The following is an 18432-nucleotide window of genomic DNA, read 5'->3' on the forward strand; positions in this document are numbered from 1 at the left end:
GCCAAGCAATCCAGATCAAACCGATGTCAGCCGATGACATCGGTTTTTTTATGCCTGTCGAGTTCTGCAGGCCCTCTGGCCCCTTCACTGACTGTGTCCCACCGAGTCATCAGCACCCTCGGAACTGCGGCACACGGCGAGCCAGAAAAGCACTGACACCCTCACGAAAATCGGCAGTTTTGGTCGCCGCGCAGAACGCTGCGCGCTCGCGCTGCAGATGCGCGCGCAATGCCTGCGCCGGCCCCCGCGTCAACGCTTTGTAGCTGCCGAAGGCCAGACTCGGCCCATTGAGGATCTCGTCGCACAAGGCCTGCAATCGCAGCTCGAGTTCGGCGGGCGCCACGCACCACTCCAGCATCCCCAGCGCGCAGGCATCGCGCGCACTCAACTCACCCTGGCCGACCATCAGTTTCATCGCCGCCCCGGCGCCGATACGCCTGGGTAGGAAATAGGTGCCGCCGCAATCCGGCGAAGCCGCGACCTTGTTATAGGCCAACAGTAGCCGAGTGTCTTCGGCGGCCAAGACCAGGTCGCAACCGAGCATCAGGCTCAGGCCGGCACCAGCGACCACGCCCTGCACGCAGGCCAGCACCAGCGCCGGCGTGCTGTGCAAGGCCAGGATCGCCGGATGCAGGTGATCGAGCAGTTGATCGACCACCCTGTCGGCCTGGTCGAAGTCGTCGGCGAAGCGCTGCAGGTTGCCGCCGGCCACGAACGCCCGTCCCGCACCGCGAATCACCACCAGGCGCAGCCCCGGCTCGGCCGTGGCGCGCAGTACCGCTACGCCGAAAGCCTCGGCCATGCCCACGTCGATGGCGTTCAACACCTCCGGACGATCGAACGTCAGCGTGGCGCAACGGGTGGCGGGGTCGAACACATAGTCAACATAGGGACGCATCGGCAGCACCTGAAGGCGGTTGTCTTGCCGCCACCCTAGCCTTGCCCGCCACCGCGTACCCCCGCCTTTAGTCTGGTTGTCCGCCTGCCGGATGCATTCGCCAGTGCATGGCCGCGTTTTAGTCCTTTGTGACGAAGCCCCGCAACGCGCGGCTGCGCCATAGTGGCCTCAAGCACGTCGCCCCTATCTCCACCAGAACAATAAATCGGAGAGCCTGCCAGTGTCAGTCCACGCCCCCACCCGCAGCACGACCGCCCCGCTCGTCAATGCCAGCGGCGCCGATATCCAGCGCGTGTTCGCCGCCCAGCGTGAAACCGCGCTGCACCTGCGCACCTCCACGGTCGAGGCGCGAATCGGCAAACTCAAGCGCCTGCGCGCGGCCATCGAGGCACGCCGCGACGCAATCATCCGCGCCGGCGCCCTGGATTTCGGCAAGCCCGACATCGAAGTGGAAATGACCGAACTGCTCACCGTCATCATGGAGATCAGCCACACCTGCAAGCACCTGCGCACATGGCTCAAGCCCAAGCGGATCGCCAGCACTGCGCTGATGCTCGGCACCCGCGCGTCGGTGCGCTACGAGCCACGCGGACGCTGCCTGATCATTTCGCCGTGGAACTACCCCATCACCCTGACCTTCGGCCCGCTGGTGCCGGCCATCGCCTCGGGCAACACGGTCATCATCAAGACCTCGGAGCTGACGCCGCATTTGTCTGCGGTAATGGTCGAGATCATTCGCAGCACCTTCGACGAGCGCGAAGTGGCCATTTTCGAAGGCGATGCCAGCGTCGCCAGCCAGTTGCTCGAGTTGCCGTTCGACCACAGCTTCTTCACCGGGTCGCCGGCCATCGGCAAGGTGGTCATGCGCGCCGCCGCCGAGCACCTGACCAGCGTCACGCTGGAGTTGGGCGGCAAGTCGCCGACCATCATCGACGCCACTGCCGACCTGGACATGGCGGTGAAAACCATCACCTGGGGCAAGTTTCTCAACGCCGGGCAGACCTGCATCGCCCCCGACCATATTTATGTCGCCAGCAGCGTCAAAGCGCGCTTCGTCAGCCTACTCAAACGCCACTTGAGCCATGTCTATGGCGAGGGTGAGCAGGCCCGTGGCGCGCCCTTCGCACGGATCGTCAACGAGCGCCATGCCAGTCGCATCAGCGGTCTGATCGACGACGCCGTTGCGCGCGGTGCCCAAGCCAGCTATGGCGCGCTGGCCGATCCCCAGGCGCGGTTCATCTCACCGACGCTGCTGGAAAACGTGCCGGACGATACACGCATCATGCAGGAAGAGATCTTCGGCCCGGTGCTGCCGATCATCGCGTTCGACACGCTGGACGAGGCCATCGCCCGCATCAACCAAGCCCCCAAACCGCTGGCGCTGTACATCTGGAGTAAGGACCGCCAGGCCATCGAGCACCTGCTGAACAACACCAGCGCTGGCGCGTCGTGCATCAACCACATCGCCGGGCATTTCCTGCACAACAACTTGCCCTTCGGCGGGGTGAACAACTCCGGCATGGGCAGCTATCACGCCGAGTGGGGCATCCGCGCCTTCTCCCACGAGCGCGCGATCCTGGAAAGCCGGGTAATGCTGTCGAGCCTGTTCTTCCCGCCCTACACCCAGACCACACGCCGGATCCTGCGCTGGCTGTTCAAGTTCTTCTGACCCTGACCAAGGAAGCTGCCATGAAGATTGTCGCTGCGGTCATCCGCCCCGCCAGCCCGGCGTTCAGCCTGGAAACCCTCGAACTGGACGAACCCCGAGACGATGAAGTGCTGGTACGGGTCGTCAGTGTCGGCATCTGTCACACCGACCTGGTCGCCGCCGCCGGCGTGCTGCCGATCCAGCCACCGGCCGTGCTGGGCCATGAAGGGGCCGGCGTGGTGTTGAGGACCGGAGCCCGGGTCACTCACGTGCAACCCGGCGACCCGGTCGCCATCAGTTTCAGTGCCTGCGGCCAGTGCCCTCGCTGCCAGCGCCATGATCCGTCGTACTGCCACGCCTTCGGTCTGCTCAATTTCACCGGCATGCGCGAGGGCGGCAGCAACCTGCACGATGCCCAGGGGCATCCGGTGGCAGGCAATTTCTTCGGCCAGTCGTCGTTCGCCAACCACTGCATCGCCAACGCGCGCAACGTGGTCAAGGTGCCCGAGGACATGCCGCTGGCGCTGGTGAGCCCGCTGGGATGCGGTATCCAGACCGGCTTTGGCAGCATCGCCCGCGCGTTGGCCTGCGAAGCCGGCTCCTCACTGCTGGTGCTCGGCGGTGGCGCGGTCGGACTGGCGGCGGTCATGGCGGCGAAGCTGCGCGGCTGCCGCCACATCATCGTCAGCGAACCCCACGCCGCCCGCCGTGCCCTGGCTCTGGAACTGGGCGCGACCTTGACCCTCGACCCGCTGAACGAAGCCCTCGAGGACAGTGTGCGGCGCACACTGCCCAGCGGCGTCGACTACCTCTTCGACACCTCGGGCATCGCTGCTGCCCTGGAAGCCGCCTGCCGCTGCCTGGCACCGCGCGCCAGCGTCGGCCTGGTCGGCGTGCCCCAGGCCTGGGAGCAGAAACTGCCGGGCACGCTCGCCGAACTGGTACAGAACGGCACGGTTTTCAAAGGCATCATCGAAGGCGACAGCGATCCGCAGACGTCGATTCCGGAACTGATCGCCTTGTACCAGGCCGGGCAACTGCCGATCGACAAGCTGGTCACCACCTTCCCCTTCGCCCAGATCAACGAGGCCATCGCCGCCCAGCATGCCGGCACCTGCGTCAAGCCAGTACTGCTGATGGACTGATCGCCTTTCGTCTGCGTTTTTTCGAGGAACCGCTGCATGGCCACTTCCCTGCTCCGCCACCCCGGCTACCACGCCCAGCTCGCACCCGAGCGCCCGGCAGTGGTGATGGCCGAAACCGGCGTCTCGCTCACCTACCGGGCGCTGGATGCCTTCGCCAATCGTCTCGCCCGCCTGTATCACAGCCTGGGCCTGGGCTACGGCGACCACGTCGCCTATCAGTTGGAGAACCGCGTCGAATGCCCGGCCCTGCAATGGGGCGCGCACTATGCCGGCTTGTACTACACCTTCCTCAGCACCCGTCTGACCCCGGCGGAGACGGTCTACATCGTCGAGAATTGCGACGCCACGGTGCTGGTCCTCAGCGCCCGCTGTGCCACTGCGGCGCTGCTCGCCGCGCTGTCCGAACTGCCCTCGCCGCCCCAGGTGTTCATTCTCGAAGCGCCCTGCGAAGGTCGTCCGGCGTTGCTCGAGACCTTGCAGACGTACCTGGCCACGCCGCTGGAGGACGCCCGCGAGGGCAGTGAGATGCTCTATTCCTCGGGCACTACCGGACGTCCCAAGGGCGTCAAGCCGGCCCTCACCGGCAAGCCCCTGGGCAGCACCGAGATCATTGCCCAGCAACTGGAAAAGGCCTTCGCCGTGGACGAGCGCTGCGTCTACCTGTCGCCTGCCCCCTACTACCACGCAGCACCGTTGAAGTGGGTGCGCGGCGTGCATGTGCTGGGCGGCACGGCGGTGCTGATGGAGAAATTCGAGGCGCAGAACGCGCTGGCGGCCATCGAGACCCATCGGGTCAGCCATAGTCAGTGGGTGCCGACCATGTTCCATCGCCTGCTCAACCTGCCAGTGCCGCTTCGCCAGCGTTACGACCTGAGCAGCCAGCGAGTGGTGGTGCACGCCGCCGCGCCCTGCCCCATAGCCACCAAGCAAGCGATGATCGACTGGTGGGGACCGATTCTCTATGAGTACTACGGCAGTACCGAACAGATCGGCATGACCATGTCCAACACCCACGACTGGCTCGCGCACCCCGGCACGGTCGGACGGGCCATCTACGGTCGGCTGCACATCCTCGACGAAAGCGGACGCAGCCTGCCTGCCGGAGAAGATGGTCTGGTGTATTTCTCCGACAGCCTGCCGTTCTCCTACCACAAGGATCCGGCCAAGACCGCCGAAGCCTACAATGACCGGGGCTGGGCGTGCGTCGGCGACATCGGCCACCTCGACGAAGAAGGCTTTCTCTACCTCACCGACCGTCAGAGCAACATGATCATTTCCGGCGGGGTCAACGTGTACCCCCAGGAAACCGAGAATGTGCTGGTCAGCCACCCGCTGGTGCTCGACGCCGCTGTCATCGGCATTCCCGACCCCGACCTGGGCGAGTCGGTGCATGCGTTGATCCAACTGCACGACACAAGCCTGGCCAACGACGCCCTGGCCACCACGCTCCTGCAGTTCTGTCGTGAGCACCTGTCATCGATCAAGTGTCCGCGCAGCCTCGAGTTTCGCCAGGAGTTGCCGCGCGAACCCACCGGTAAGTTGCTCAAGCGTCTGCTGCGGGTCGAGCGGCCCAACGCCAGCGACCAGGAGGTCTGCGCATGAACGCCACCTGCATCATCGTCGGCGCCAGCCACGCCGGCATCCACTTGGCAGTCGGCCTGCGCCAGGAAGGCTGGCCAGGCCGTGTGCTGTTGATCGGTGACGAACCGGGCCTGCCCTACCACCGCCCGCCGTTGTCCAAGGCCTACCTCAAGGGCGACAGCGAGCTGGCGATCATCCATCCGCAGGCGAGCCTGGACAAACACGCCATCGAACTGCTGAGCAACACCCGCGTCACCCACATCGACCGCCAGACCCGCCACGTGGTGCTGTCCGACCACACCCGCCTGGCCTACGACAAGCTGGCGCTGTGCACCGGTGCCCGCCTGCGCCGACTGCCGCTCAAAGGCTCGAACCTGCGTGGCGTGCACTACCTGCGCGACCTGGCCGATGCCGATCGGCTGCGTGCCGAACTGCCCACCGCCCGCAACGCCGTGATCATCGGCGCCGGTTACATCGGTCTGGAAACGGCGGCCAGTCTGCGCCAAGCGGGACTGCACGTGCAGGTGCTGGAGGCGGCGCCGCGCATCCTCGGACGCAGTGTCGACGCGCCGGTCTCAGCCTTCTTCCAGGCCCTGCACGCCGCCCACGGCGTGACCATCGAGACAGGCTGCCACGTGAGCGAACTGCTCGGTCACGACGCCGTTACCGGGGTGCTGTGCAGCGATGGCCGACGCCTGGACGCAGACCTGGTGGTGATCGGCATCGGCGTACAGCCCAACACCGAACTGGCCGAGGCCGCGGGGCTGGAGGTCGAAGACGGCATCCTGGTGGATGCGCACTGCCGCACCCGCGATCCGCACATCGTCGCCGCTGGCGACTGCACCCGCTTTCCCAGCCACCACCTGCAGCGTCACGTGCGCCTGGAATGCCTAGCCAACGCCAGCGACCAAGCCAGGGTCGCAGCAGGAACCCTCTGCGGCGTGCAAAAGCGCCATGATGCGTTGCCTTGGTTCTGGTCCGATCAATACGCCACCCGCCTGCAGATCGCAGGCATGGCAGATGGCTATGATCACGTGATACAACGGGGCGCCATGGACAGCGGCAGTTTCTGTCGTTTCTACCTCAAGGGCGAACGGATGCTCAGCGCGCTGTGCGTCAACCAGGCGAAGGCGTTCATCGCCGGCAAGCGGCTGATCGCCAGCGGCCTGCCGATCGATACGCAGAAGCTGGCCGATGAAGAGTTCGACATCGCTGCGCTCGGGCCTGGATTACCGGCCTGAGCGCGTTCGCCCAGTGGCGCAGGGACGCGCGTGGACCCACCCAAACCGAGAGCCTTGACCACCCCTCCAACTTCGAAAAGAACAACAACGATGAAGACGTGCTCGCTGCCTCAGGATTACCCGCCTGCGGGCTTCATCCCGCGCCATCTCTACCCGCGATTGCTCGATTCGCTGGTGTCGCAGCGCCTGACCTTGCTGTGCGCCCCTGGCGGCTACGGCAAGAGCGTGGCCATGGCCTACTGCATGCAGCACGTGCGGCAGACGTCGGCCCATGGCCTGTGGGTTTCGCCCGAACACACCGACGCCTCGAGCGCACACGCCTTGCTGCAGGCGCTCTGCGCTCAGTTGCCGGGCGTTCACGCCACGCCCGAGGCCCTGCTGCAGCACTTCACCGAACTCAAGGGCCACTGGGTCGTGTTCCTCGATGGCTACGAACAGCTGCAAAACCCGACCAACGATGCCCTGCTCGAGCGCCTGCTGGCACTCCCCCAGCCTCGCCTGCACATCGCCCTGGCCAGCCGCGAGCACCCAGCGGTGAAACTGTCCTGGCTCGAAGGGCGCGGCCAAGTGCACTGGCTCGGCAGCGCCGAGTTGGCATTCAGCGCCGACGAAAGCGCGCTGCTGCTCGGCCAACTGCCCGCTCGCCAGCGCACCCACCTGCACCAGTTGAGCGAAGGCTGGCCGCTGGCCGTCGGGCTGTGCCGCACGCTGGCCCAGGATGTCCGGCGCTCCGCCGAACTGGCCGGCTTCGGCGCCCGTGACCGCTACCTGCGCGATTTCTTCGAAGAGCAGGTGTTATCGCGCCTGACCCCGGCGCAGCAGCAATTTCTGGCGGACTTCGCCGTGCTGGGCAGTGCCGGTGTCGCCCTGTGCGATGAGGTGTTGCAACGCCGTGACAGCCAGGCGCAGCTACAAGCCCTGTACCGCATGCGCGCCTTCATCGAGCCCACCGACCGCAACCTCGACGACTACCGACTGCATCCGCTGTTGCGCGCCGTGCTGCTCGAACGCAACGCAGAACCGGGGCACACCCGTCGACTGTTGATCCGCGCTACCCGCGCCGCGCTGCGCCAGCAACAGTATCGGCGCGCGGCGGACTACGCCAGGGCCAGTGCCCAGCCGCGCATCGCTCGCCTGGTGATCAGCCGGACCAGCGAGATTCTGGTGCGCAACCTGGGGGAACTGCCGACCCTGGTGGAGTGGACCCGTGACATGCCGGTGAGCAGCCTGTCCGGCTGGAACGAACTGGTCTACTGGTCCACCTGGTCGCTGGCATTCTCCTATTGCTGGCCGCAAGCGCACGAGCGCGTGCGGCAATTGCGGGCGGCGCTGCAGCAGGACGCCGAGCTGACGCCCCAGGTGCGCCGTGCGCACGAGTCGAAGCTGGACCTGCTCGACACAGTGCTGGCGGTGTTCGAAGATACCACTGACGGCGTCGCCCAGCGCTCGCTCGACTGGCTGACGCGCCACGCCGACGCCGACGCCTTCGACATCGCCGTGATCGCCAGTGCCCGCCTGCTCGCCTGCAAGCTCGAAGCCGACTGCCTTGGCGCTACCGCCGCCAGCCTGCGGGCAGTGTCGGCGATCCAACGCTCAGGCAGCGTCTACGGCAAGATCTGGGTCAACCTGCTCAATGCGCTCTACCAACTGGAGTTCGGTGACCACCAGCATGCCCGGCTGCTACTCGAAGAGCAGTTCTTCAGTGCCGCCGGGCAGATCGGCGAGCATTCGGCGATCCTCTCGACCTGTGCCCTGCTCCTGGCGCGTATCGCCCATGAACGCGACGAACTGGGTGTGGCCAGCGACTACCTGGACATCGGCTACCGGCACATCGGCAGTCACGGCCTGATCGAGACCGCGATTTCGGGCATTGCCGTGCGTGCCCGTCTGGCAGCACGGGCGGGCATTGGCGAAGCGCTGCAGGTGCTCGATGAGGCGCAGAGCATCACGGCGGTCTATCCGCCGCGCCTGGAAACCCTGGTGCAGCAGACGCGCATCGAGTTGCTGCTGGACCACGGCCGCACCCGCGAGGCACTGGTGGCCGCGCAGGCGCTCGAAGTGTTGCAGGAGCAGCCCGAGCACCACGACACGCGTCGGGTGCCGTGCGTCAATCAGGGTTACATCGAGCTGCTGCTCAGTTGTGCGCGGGAAGATCTGCACAAGGCTGGCCAGCAGTGCCTCGCGCTATTGAGCACGCCGGCCGTGCAGTGCCAACCACCGCTGCATTGCCGTGTGCTGATCGTGCGCAGCGCACAACTGGAGCGCACACAGGACTGCGGCCAAGCGCTGCAGACGCTATGCCGCGCGCTGTCGCTGGCCAGCGAGCACGGTCTGTACAGGGTCTTTCTGGACCTGCGCCGCTTTTGCGAACCGCTGCTACGCAAGCTGCGCAGCACCGCGGCCTCAGTACCGCTGTCGCCCAGTGCCGAGGCGCTGTTCGAGCGTCTGTGCCAGGCGCTGGCACTGCCCAGTCAGCCGAAAAGCCCCGCCGCCCTCCCCGAGCCCTTGTCGCGACGCGAACTGGAACTGCTGGCGCTGCTCGACTCGGGCATGACCTACCAGCAGATCGCCGACCAGGTGTTCATCTCCCTGGCCACGGTCAAATGGCATGTCTACAACATCTACGGCAAGCTCGGCGTGAAGAACCGCTCCGGTGCGCTGGTCGCCGCCCACCAGTTGCAGTTGCTCAGCCGCCCGCATTGAGCGTCCCCGCCATGCGCACGCACGGCGGCATCCTCTGCCCATCGGCAAACCAGACTTTTTCCTAGTCTCGACAGCCATCGCCAGTGCCACAGTGAAGCCACAACAACAACATCGGCATTCGCCGTGGAGGCAGCATGAGCACCGCGACCCAGACGGATAATCCCTTGCGCAACTTGATCACCGCGCCGCTGCTGGCCTGGCCCACCTTGCTGCTATTCTTCGCCGCACTCGGCGTGCTGGGCCTGGTGGACTACCACGCCGTCAAGGGCAACATGCCCTTGTGGGTCGGTACCGTGATCAACGGCGTGACCATCTACCTGCTGTTCAGCTGCGTGCACGACGCCTCCCATGGCGCCATGTCCCGCATCAAGTGGATCAACGAACTGCCCGGCCACATCGGCATGATCTTCTTCGGGCCCATCGCGCCGTTCAACGTTGCCCGCTTCATCCACATGCAACACCACCGTTTCACCAACGACCTCAGCCAGGACCCGGATCATTTCGGGCACAAGATGGACTGGCTGTTCCCCTTGCGCTGGAGCAACTTCGACTATTTCTACACCCAGTATTTCTTCATGCGCGCCCCGGCGGCCATGCGCAAGAAGCTGCTGCCACGCCTGCTCATCCACTTCGCCGTGATCATCGCCGCACTGGTCGGCCTGACCGTCGCAGGCTACGGCCTGGAAGCGCTGATGCTGTGGATTCTCCCGACGCGCATCAGCTCGTTCCTGTTCGTCATGGCCTTCGTCTACCTGCCCCATGAACCGTTCCAGACCACCGCCAAGCAGAACGAGTACCGCGCCTCGAACATCCGCCCCGGCGCCGAATGGCTGCTGACACCATTGTTGGCCTACCAGAACTACCACCTGATGCATCACCTGTACCCCACCGCGCCGTTCTACAACATGATCAAACTGTGGGAGCTCAAGCACGCCGAGCACATGGCCAACTCGCCCCTGGTGGTCAAGACCTTCGGCCTGCAGCCAGTCGATGGACAGCCCCACGACCGGGGGGATGCCGCATGAAGCGCTGGCAATGCCGCTACTGCTCGTTCATCTACGACGAGGCCCTTGGACTGCCTGCCGACGGCATCGCGCCCGGTACGCCGCTCAGCGAGGTACCCGATGACTGGATGTGCCCGGACTGCGGCGCGACCAAGGTCGATTTCGACCCAATCTGACAGTTGGCCCGGCCTGCGACGGCATCGCACGCGTGCAGCCCGGTCCAACGCCACCAGCGTCCCTGCGGCCCGGTCGGCTGCGGGGATGAGGAGTCGCTGATGAACCACCCCGCCCCCCTGCCCGGCGCACCCTTGATCTTGTCCAAGCTGCGTGCGCCACCGCGGCCCGACCAGCAGGAGCCACGGCTCGACCTGCTCGAACGCCTCGCCCATCGCGCACCGCGCAAACTGGTACTGGTGCATGCACCGGCCGGATTCGGCAAGACCACCCTGCTGCTGCAATACTTCGAAGCCTGCGCGCGCGACAAGCGGCGTACCCTGTGGCTGAGCCTGGACAGCGCCGACAACGACCTGGAGCGTTTCGTGCGCCACCTGCAAGCCGGGTGGGGTAGCCACCGCCAGAGCGGTACACGCACTGCCGGGCTGATCGAGCAACTGGCGCTGTGCCAGGAGCCGTTCTCGCTGTTTCTCGACGAGCTCGAAGTGCTCGACTCCCCGGATGTACTGGCACTGCTGCAACAGATGCTCGAATACCTGCCCGCCCAAGGCGAGCTGGTGGTCAGCACCCGGCGCATCCCGCCGCTGCGCCTGGCCACCTTGCGCGCCCATGGGCAATTGCTTGAAATCGGTCGCGAACACCTGTGCCTGAGCCTTGAAGAAACCACGCGCCTGCTTCACGCCCGACTGGCCCGAACGCTCAGCGAGCAGGACATCCAACTGCTGCATGCCCGCAGCGAAGGCTGGGTCGCCGCCATCCAACTGCTGACCCTGTCGCTGCCGTGCCACAACGACCCCGCAGCGCTGCTGGCGCATTTCTCCGGCAGCCACTGCGATCTGGCCCACTATCTGACCGAGGACATCCTGCACCGCCTGGAGCCATCGGTGCAGGAATTCCTGCTCGCCAGCAGCGTGTTCGATCGCTTCGACGCCGCCGCCTGCGACTGGCTGCTGCAACGCCATGACAGCCAGGCCATGCTTGACCGGCTGCTGCGCGACAACCTGTTCCTGGTGCCGCTGGACAGCCAGGGCAGCGACTACCGTTACCACAGTCTGTTCGTCAGTTACCTGCGCAACCAGGCGGTGCGGCGTGGCGCTGATCGCTACCAACACCTGCACCGCAGGGCCGCGCAGTGGTATTTGCAGCAAGATCGCCCCATCCGCGCCATCGATCACTGGCTGCTGGCGGACGACACCGCAGCGGCCCTGGCCCTGCTGGAGGTGCATTCGCAGAGCCTGCTCGAGGCGGGTCGGGTACGCCGCCTGCTGCGCTGGTTCGACCAGATTGCGCCGCAGTGGCTGGTCCCTCATCCACGCCTGCGCCAAGCCCTGGCCTGGGCCCTGATTCTCAATCGGCGCTACGCGCAGGCATTGCCGCACATCGAGGCGATCAAACGCCAGGGGCCGGACGGCGCCGTGCAGGCCCGCACGTTGGAATGCCTGGTTCTGGCGCTGAGCGATCAGGTCGATGCCTGCTTCCAGGCCTGCAGCGCGCACCTGCCGCACGTGCCCACCGACGCACCGCTGCAACACGGGATCCTGGTGAGCATCCTCTGCCATCACCTGATCGCCGCCAATCGCTACGAGCAGGCGCGCGACCTGACCAACCAGGTCATCAACGAACAACGGCAGATCAGCCAGACCTTCATCCGGGCCATCAACGACTACAACGAGGGCTGTATCGACCTGCTTCAGGGGCGCCTGCTGCAAGCCCAGGTCCGCCTGCAGACCAGCTACCGGGCCTCGTGGCGCGACGGTCGCCAGGGCGCCCCAGGCGGGCGGGCGATGATCGGCGTGCCGCTGGCCGAAGTGCTTTACGAGATGAACCGTCTCGACCCGGCGCGGCGCCTGATTGGCGAGTGCCTGCCCTACGCCCGGCACAACGGTCATGTCGATGCGCTGATCCTGTCTTACCTGCTGCTTTCACGCCTGGCCGCCTGCGACGACGACCGGGAAACGGCGCTGCGCCATCTCACCGAACTGGAAAACATCGGCCTGGACTTGAACCTGCCTAGGGTGCGCGCCAGCGCACGTCTGGAACAGGCACGGCTGCATTGCCTGCAAGGCGATCTGTACCTGAGCGAGCGGATCGTGCGCGAGGTCGAGGCCATGCCGCTGTGGCAGGCCCTGGCCGGCTACACCCTGCCAGCCCAGGACATCGAGACGCCGCAACTGATGCGCTGGCGCCTGGCGATCCTCACCGGCCGCGCAGACGAGGCCGAACCGTGCCTGCGCGACGCCTGCCAGCAGGCCCGTCAGCACCTGCGCCTGCGCCGTTGCCTGAAGCTGACCCTGTTGCTGGCCATGGCCCTGCAGGCCCAGGACAAACGCCAAGCGGCGCTGCAGAAGCTCACCGAGGCGCTGAAGATCGCCAGCGACGAGGGTTTCGTGCGCAGTTTCCTCGACGAAGGCGAGCCGCTGTTCGCCGTGCTGCGCCTGTGGCACTGCCGGCATCGACAGGCAGCGCTGCCCGAAGGCGTCAATCGCGGTTTCGTCGAGCACCTGATTCGCCACATCGGTGAAACGCCGAACTCGCCTGCGGCGTCGCCATCGGCGCCGAGCGAGCGTCTGATCGAGCCGTTGAGCAAGCGCGAACTGCAAGTGCTGCATTACATCGCCGAAGGCCTGCGCAATCGTGAGATCGCCGAGCGCATCTTTCTTTCCGAAACCACCATCAAGGCGCACCTGCGGCGCATCCATGCCAAGCTCGATGCCCACTCCCGTACCCAGGCGGTGGCCATCGCCCGCCGCCAAGGCTGGCTGTAAGCCGCTGCTGAGCGGCTGCGCAAACGACAACCGGCCCCTTGGGGCCGGCGCTCAGTGGCTCAGCGGCGTTAGCGGGGGGCCATGCGCAGCGCTCCATCCAGGCGAATGGTCTCGCCATTGAGCATGACGTTTTCGATGATGTGTCGGGCCAGTTGCGCGAACTCCTCGGGCTGGCCCAGCCGCGAAGGAAACGGCACCTGGTCGCCCAGCGCCTGGCGCGCGGGCTCCGGCAGCATGTCGAGAATGGGCGTGGCGAACAGGCCGGGGGCGATGGTGCAGACACGGATGCCGCTACGCGCCAGTTCACGGGCGACCGGCAGCGTCAGGCTGACCACGCCACCCTTGGATGCGGCGTAGGCCGCTTGGCCGATCTGGCCTTCGAAGGCGGCGATCGAGGCGGTGTTGATCAGTACGCCACGCTCGCCCTCCGGGCTTGGCGGATTGCGGCTCATGTAATCGGCCGCCAGTCGGATCACGTTGAAGGTGCCGATCAGGTTGACCTCCAGCACCTTGCGAAAACTGTCCAGACGATGCGGCCGTTCCTTGCCCAGCACTTTTTCCGGATTGCCGATACCTGCGCAACTGATCGCCCCGTGCAAACCGGCGAAGCGCTCGTCGGCCAGGCGGATCGCTGCCTGCACATCATCTTCGCAGGTCACGTCGACGCGAATGAAAGCGCTACGCTCGCCGAGACGGTCGGCCAGGGCCGCACCGCGCTCGCTGTTCATGTCCGCCAGCACCACCCGGGCACCGGCACCGATCAAGTGCTCGGCGGTGGCGGCACCGAGTCCGGAGGCGGCGCCGGTCACCAGGAAAACCTTGTCTTGAATGTGCATGTTCGCTCCTCGCCGGCCGCAGCCGATCACGTTCAGAAGAATCGACCTTCCAGCTCGCAGAGACGCTGTAGCCCGGCCGGGATGGCCAGACCGGCGTCGCGTGCCCACTCGGCCACCTGCCGTGGCCCCAGCCAGTCGATGTATTTCAGCGGCCCGCCGAGGTGGCGCGGGAAACCCAGCCCCAGGGTGACGGCGGTGTCCAACTGCGCGGGGCTTTCCACCACGCCCTCATCCAGGCAATGCACGGCTTCGAGCAGCAACGGCAACATCAACTGACGCACGATCCGTTCGTCGCTAACCGTGAGGCGGGGCGCTGGCAGGCCCAGCACCTCATACAGGTCGGCGCTCGGCGTGTGCTGCGCGCGGTCACTGGCGTGCGGCGTATGGCAATAAAACCCGACGCCGTTCTTGTGCCCCAACCGGCCAGCGGCGACCAGCGCATACAAGTGCTCGCTGAGGTGGGCGTCCATGCGCTGGGGATAGGCGGCGCCGATGGTGCGAAACACATGCGCCGCTGTGTCCAGGCCGACCACATCGTTCAGATAGGCCGGCCCCATCGGCCAGCCGAAACGCTCCATGGCCTGGTCGATCTGCACGAAGTCCACCCCTGCCTCCAGCACGCTCAAGAAGGCGAGCATGTAGGGCGTGAGCAGGCGATTGACCAGAAAGCCTGGGCAGTCGCTGACCACGATGGGGGTCTTGCCCAGCGCCAGCACGTACTGCACCGCTGTCGCCAGACTGGTCGCGTCGCTCTGCGTGCCACGCACCACTTCCACCAGCGGCATCTGTGGCACAGGGTTGAAGAAATGCAGGCCGACCAGCCGTTGCGGGTGCTGCAGCACGTCGGCCAGTGCGCTCAGGCATAGGGACGAGGTGTTGCTGGCGATCACCGTGTCTGCGGCCACCTGTTGCTCCAGCGCGGCCAGCACGCTGCGCTTGACGTCCAGGCGCTCGGTGACGGCCTCGATCGCCAACTGCACCTGATCGAAACCTTCATAGGCCAGTAGCGGGGTGATCCGCGCCGTGACAGCTGCCGCCCCGGCCGGATCCAACTGCCCCGCGACCACGCGCTTGTCGAGCAACCGACGCACCTCGGCCATGGCCGTCTGCAACGCCGGCAGTTGCACGTCCTTGAGCGTCACCTCAAGGCCGGCCAGCGCCGTACCGTAGGCGATGCCGCCGCCCATGATGCCGGCACCCAGCACCGCGCAGCGCGTCACCGGGCGACCCCCGGCGCGCCATTGGCGGATCTGCTTCTTCAGGGCCTGGCCATTGAGAAAGGCTTGCACCAGGCTTGCCGCCGCTTGCGTCAGGGCCACACGGGCGAAGGTGCGTGTCTCGTGCTTCAACGCCTGCTCGGCGTCCAGCGGCGCGGCCGTCTGCAACAGTTGCAGGGCGAGGATTGCCGCCGGCTGGTGCTCGCTGCCGGCGCGCGCGCGTAGCCTCTCGAGCGTCGCCGAGATGAGCGACGTATCGCCAGCCACCGCGCCTTGCCTGCGCTGGCGCAGCGTACGCCAGTCGAGCGCGCCATCGACGGCGCGGCGCAGCAGCTCCAGCCCGGTGTCACGCAGATGCGCAGGCTCGGCCGTGGCATCGACCACACCCGCCTCCCGTGCCGCGTGAGCCCCGACCGAGCACCCGGAGGTGATCCAGTGCACCGTGGTCGCCATGCCCGCAAGCCGTGGCAGGCGCACCGTGCCACCGAAGCCTGGAATCAGACCAAGCTTGACTTCCGGCAAGCCAATGGCAGCGGTGCTCGCCTGCACCCGCAGGTCGGTGCACAGCGCCAACTCCAAGCCGCCGCCAAGGGCATAGCCATTGATCAGCGACAGCGTCGGTAGCGGGAGATTCTGCAGTGCCAGGAACGTCTGGTTGGAATGGCCGACGTCGGCGCAGATCGCGTCGGCGTCGAGGGCGAACAATTGGGCGAACTCGGTGATGTCGGCACCGACCACGAACGCGTCCTTGGCACTGCTGAGCAACAACCCACGCACCTGCTCGGCGGCGGCGATGAGGGCCAAGGCGTCACCCAGCTCGCGCACGGTGAGCTTGTCCAGCTTGTTCACGGCCTCATCCTGGCGGTCGAAGCACAACTCGACCAAGCCGCCGTCCAGTGCGTGCACCGCGAGCGTTTTACCCCGGTACATGGGCGTACTCCTCACTGACCTGATAGCTCGTGGCCAGGCGCAGGCTCTGCCGGCATTCCTCAACCATGCGTTGCAGTAATTGCGCACAGGTCGGGATGTCGTCGATCAGCCCGACCACCTGCCCGGCCCACACCAACCCGGCCTGCAGGTCGCCGGTTTCCAAGGCGGTGCGGCCTTTGTGGCCGGCGACCAGGTGCTGGATGTCCTTGAATTCACAGCCGCCAGGACGCCGTTCGATACCGACCACCTCGTCGGAAACCGGCGTCTTGAGCACCCGTCCGCTGTTGTGCAGGGTGCGGAAAATCAGGTTGGTTTCCCGTTCGCTGGCCCCCACCAGGGCCTGCTTGATGGCCGGATGGATGGGCGCCTCGACCGTCGCGCAGAAGCGCGTACCCATGTTGATGCCCTCGGCGCCCAAGGCCAGCGCTGCGGCCAAACCGCGTCCGTCGGCAATGCCGCCCGAGGCGATCACCGGAATGGTCAGCGCCCGCGCTGCCAGCGGAATCAGCACCAGCCCGCCGACATCGTCCTCGCCGGGGTGGCCGGCGCACTCGAAGCCGTCGATGGACACCACGTCCACACCGTTGCGCTCGGCCGACAGGGCGTGGCGCACCGAGGTGCACTTGTGCAGGATGCGCACGCCATGCTGTTTGAAGCGGGCGATGAAGGCCGTCGGGCTGTTGCCGGCGGTCTCCACCACCTTGACCCCGCTGTCGATGATGGCTTCGACGTACTCGGCATAAGGCGGCGGGTTCACCGAAGGCAGGATGGTGAGGTTCACGCCGAAGGGTTTGTCGGTCAGCCTGCGGGTGCGCTGGATTTCCTCGCGCAGCGCCGCCGGCGTCGGCTGGGTAAGCCCGGTGAGCATGCCCAGGCCACCAGCATTGGACACGGCCGCCGCCATCTCGGCCCGGCCGACCCACTGCATGCCACCCTGGACGATCGGCAGTTCGATACCCAGCAATTCGGTGATTCGCGTCTTCATGGCAGGCTCCTCACAGGCGCTCGACGATGGTGACGTTGGCCATGCCACCGCCCTCGCACATGGTCTGCAACCCATAGCGCTTGCCGCGCAGGTGCAGGGCGTTGATCAACGTGGTCATCAGCTTGGTGCCGGAAGCCCCCAGCGGATGGCCCAGGGCGATGGCGCCGCCATGCACGTTGAGCCGTGCCGGATCGGCATCCAGGGCCTTGAGCCAGGCCAGCGGCACCGGCGCGAAGGCTTCGTTGACCTCGTACAGGTCGATGTCGTCGATGCGCATCCCGGATTTCTCCAGTGCCCGCAGGGTGGCCGGTACCGGCGCCTCGAGCATGATCACCGGGTCATGGCCGAGCACAGTCATGTGATGAATGCGCGCCAGCGGCTCGACGCCGAGCAGCTTCAGTCCGCGCTCGTTGACCACCATGACCCCGGAGGCGCCATCGCAGACCTGACTGGCATTGGCGGCGGAGATCACGCCGTCTTCGTGCAGCAGCTTGACGCTGGCGATGCCCTCGAGCGTAGCGTCGAAACGGATGCCCTCGTCGATGCGATGCAGCGCGTCCTGCGCACCGCCCTCGACAGTACGCACCGGCAATGGCAACACTTCGTTGTCGAACACCCCGGCCGCAACCGCCTGCGCTGCCAGCTGATGACTGCGCAGGGCGAAGCGGTCGAGGTCGTCACGGCTGAAGTGGTACTTGCGGGCCATCTGCTCGGCGCCGCTGAACTGGCTGAAGCGCACGCCCGGATAACGCGCCTGCATCGCCGGTCCGACGTACAGGCCATAGCCGTGCTCGTGCGCCAGGGTGCTGGGCAGGAACATCGGCACCCGGGTCATGCTTTCCACGCCGGCGGCGATGACGATGTCCTGGGTGCCGGACATCACCGCTTGCGCGGCGAAATGCAGCGCCTGCTGGGACGAGCCGCACTGCCGGTCCAGGCTGGTGCCGGGCACGCTTTCGGGCAGCACCGACGACATGACGGCATTGCGGGCGATGTTGTTGGACTGCTCGCCGATCTGGCTGACGCAGCCGACGATGACGTCGTCGATACGCAACGGATCGACATCCACGCGGGCCACCAGCTCATTGAGCACCTGGGCGCAGAGGTCTGCAGGATGCCACCCGGACAGGTGGCCCTTGCGCTTGCCTCCCGCGGTACGAACGGCTGCAACGATATAGGCTTGGCTCATGGCTGTTTTCCTCATCCCGAACGGATTACCCGCGTGCTCGGCAGGTGTCTTGATGCGCAGTGGCGCGTTGCATCACAGCCTAGGAGCTCGCCGCGGGCGCCGCGCCGTTCGTTAGG

General features: G+C 66.2%; 13 protein-coding genes. 8 read left to right on the forward strand and 5 right to left on the reverse strand.

Annotated features, from left to right (window positions below):
* Positions 1 to 109 precede the first annotated feature (109 nt).
* The gene (locus tag ACK2SD_RS18825; RefSeq protein ID WP_412460557.1) at positions 110 to 898 is read right to left on the reverse strand and encodes an enoyl-CoA hydratase/isomerase family protein; all 789 of its coding nucleotides are present in this window, start codon (positions 896 to 898) and stop codon (positions 110 to 112) included.
* 220 nt (positions 899 to 1118) lie between these two features.
* On the opposite strand from ACK2SD_RS18825, the gene ACK2SD_RS18830 reads away from it, so the two are divergent.
* The 8 genes from ACK2SD_RS18830 to ACK2SD_RS18865 all read left to right on the forward strand — a co-directional run bounded on the left by ACK2SD_RS18830 (position 1119) and on the right by ACK2SD_RS18865 (position 13159).
* A complete protein-coding gene (locus tag ACK2SD_RS18830; protein WP_412460558.1) occupies positions 1119 to 2567 on the forward strand; it encodes an aldehyde dehydrogenase family protein in 1449 nt (482 codons plus the stop codon).
* A gap of 20 nt (positions 2568 to 2587) precedes the next feature.
* Positions 2588 to 3691, forward strand: a complete 1104-nt coding sequence (locus ACK2SD_RS18835; protein ID WP_412460559.1) for an NAD(P)-dependent alcohol dehydrogenase — start codon at positions 2588 to 2590, stop codon at positions 3689 to 3691.
* 36 nt (positions 3692 to 3727) lie between these two features.
* Positions 3728 to 5293, forward strand: a complete 1566-nt coding sequence (locus tag ACK2SD_RS18840; RefSeq protein ID WP_412460560.1) for an AMP-binding protein — start codon at positions 3728 to 3730, stop codon at positions 5291 to 5293.
* On the forward strand, positions 5290 to 6513 hold the full coding sequence (locus ACK2SD_RS18845) for an NAD(P)/FAD-dependent oxidoreductase (protein ID WP_295481341.1): 1224 nt from the start codon (positions 5290 to 5292) through the stop codon (positions 6511 to 6513). The genes ACK2SD_RS18840 and ACK2SD_RS18845 overlap by 4 nt, the downstream gene beginning before the upstream one ends.
* Before the next feature lie 90 nt (positions 6514 to 6603).
* Positions 6604 to 9216 (forward strand): LuxR C-terminal-related transcriptional regulator, encoded by a 2613-nt coding sequence (locus ACK2SD_RS18850; protein ID WP_412460561.1) that lies wholly within the window; start codon positions 6604 to 6606, stop codon positions 9214 to 9216.
* A 134-nt stretch (positions 9217 to 9350) separates the two neighbouring features.
* Positions 9351 to 10241: a fatty acid desaturase gene (locus ACK2SD_RS18855; RefSeq protein ID WP_412460562.1), complete on the forward strand. Its 891-nt coding sequence runs from the start codon at positions 9351 to 9353 to the stop codon at positions 10239 to 10241.
* Complete coding sequence (locus ACK2SD_RS18860) at positions 10238 to 10396, forward strand: rubredoxin (RefSeq protein WP_295481338.1); 159 nt, start codon at positions 10238 to 10240, stop codon at positions 10394 to 10396. Before ACK2SD_RS18855 ends, ACK2SD_RS18860 begins: the two co-directional genes overlap by 4 nt.
* A gap of 99 nt (positions 10397 to 10495) precedes the next feature.
* A complete protein-coding gene (locus tag ACK2SD_RS18865; RefSeq protein WP_412460563.1) occupies positions 10496 to 13159 on the forward strand; it encodes a LuxR C-terminal-related transcriptional regulator in 2664 nt (887 codons plus the stop codon).
* Positions 13160 to 13227: 68 nt separating this feature from the next.
* On the opposite strand, the gene ACK2SD_RS18870 is transcribed toward ACK2SD_RS18865, so the two are convergent.
* The 4 genes from ACK2SD_RS18870 to ACK2SD_RS18885 are packed head-to-tail and all read right to left on the reverse strand — an operon-like array spanning position 13228 to position 18316.
* The gene (locus tag ACK2SD_RS18870) at positions 13228 to 13995 is read right to left on the reverse strand and encodes a 3-hydroxyacyl-CoA dehydrogenase (RefSeq protein ID WP_412460564.1); all 768 of its coding nucleotides are present in this window, start codon (positions 13993 to 13995) and stop codon (positions 13228 to 13230) included.
* Between the two features lie 32 nt (positions 13996 to 14027).
* The gene (locus tag ACK2SD_RS18875; protein ID WP_412460565.1) at positions 14028 to 16142 is read right to left on the reverse strand and encodes a 3-hydroxyacyl-CoA dehydrogenase NAD-binding domain-containing protein; all 2115 of its coding nucleotides are present in this window, start codon (positions 16140 to 16142) and stop codon (positions 14028 to 14030) included.
* Positions 16129 to 17127, reverse strand: a complete 999-nt coding sequence (locus tag ACK2SD_RS18880) for an NAD(P)H-dependent flavin oxidoreductase (protein ID WP_295481334.1) — start codon at positions 17125 to 17127, stop codon at positions 16129 to 16131. The genes ACK2SD_RS18875 and ACK2SD_RS18880 overlap by 14 nt, the downstream gene beginning before the upstream one ends.
* Before the next feature lie 10 nt (positions 17128 to 17137).
* Positions 17138 to 18316, reverse strand: a complete 1179-nt coding sequence (locus tag ACK2SD_RS18885) for an acetyl-CoA C-acetyltransferase (protein WP_295481333.1) — start codon at positions 18314 to 18316, stop codon at positions 17138 to 17140.
* Positions 18317 to 18432 lie beyond the last annotated feature (116 nt).

The organism is Pseudomonas sp. SC11, from assembly GCF_047039205.1.
Classification (GTDB): Bacteria; Pseudomonadota; Gammaproteobacteria; order Pseudomonadales; family Pseudomonadaceae; genus Aquipseudomonas; species Aquipseudomonas boreofloridensis.

Bases quoted from the DNA above. Each gene is read 5' to 3' on its own strand.
- ACK2SD_RS18825 (WP_412460557.1), bottom strand. From the start codon at position 898: ATGCGTCCCTATGTTGACTATGTGTTCGACCCCGCCACCCGTTGCGCC.
- ACK2SD_RS18835 (WP_412460559.1), top strand. From the start codon at position 2,588: ATGAAGATTGTCGCTGCGGTCATCCGCCCCGCCAGCCCGGCGTTCAGC.
- ACK2SD_RS18840 (WP_412460560.1), top strand. From the start codon at position 3,728: ATGGCCACTTCCCTGCTCCGCCACCCCGGCTACCACGCCCAGCTCGCA.
- ACK2SD_RS18845 (WP_295481341.1), top strand. From the start codon at position 5,290: ATGAACGCCACCTGCATCATCGTCGGCGCCAGCCACGCCGGCATCCAC.
- ACK2SD_RS18850 (WP_412460561.1), top strand. From the start codon at position 6,604: ATGAAGACGTGCTCGCTGCCTCAGGATTACCCGCCTGCGGGCTTCATC.
- ACK2SD_RS18855 (WP_412460562.1), top strand. From the start codon at position 9,351: ATGAGCACCGCGACCCAGACGGATAATCCCTTGCGCAACTTGATCACC.
- ACK2SD_RS18860 (WP_295481338.1), top strand. From the start codon at position 10,238: ATGAAGCGCTGGCAATGCCGCTACTGCTCGTTCATCTACGACGAGGCC.
- ACK2SD_RS18865 (WP_412460563.1), top strand. From the start codon at position 10,496: ATGAACCACCCCGCCCCCCTGCCCGGCGCACCCTTGATCTTGTCCAAG.
- ACK2SD_RS18870 (WP_412460564.1), bottom strand. From the start codon at position 13,995: ATGCACATTCAAGACAAGGTTTTCCTGGTGACCGGCGCCGCCTCCGGA.
- ACK2SD_RS18875 (WP_412460565.1), bottom strand. From the start codon at position 16,142: ATGTACCGGGGTAAAACGCTCGCGGTGCACGCACTGGACGGCGGCTTG.
- ACK2SD_RS18880 (WP_295481334.1), bottom strand. From the start codon at position 17,127: ATGAAGACGCGAATCACCGAATTGCTGGGTATCGAACTGCCGATCGTC.
- ACK2SD_RS18885 (WP_295481333.1), bottom strand. From the start codon at position 18,316: ATGAGCCAAGCCTATATCGTTGCAGCCGTTCGTACCGCGGGAGGCAAG.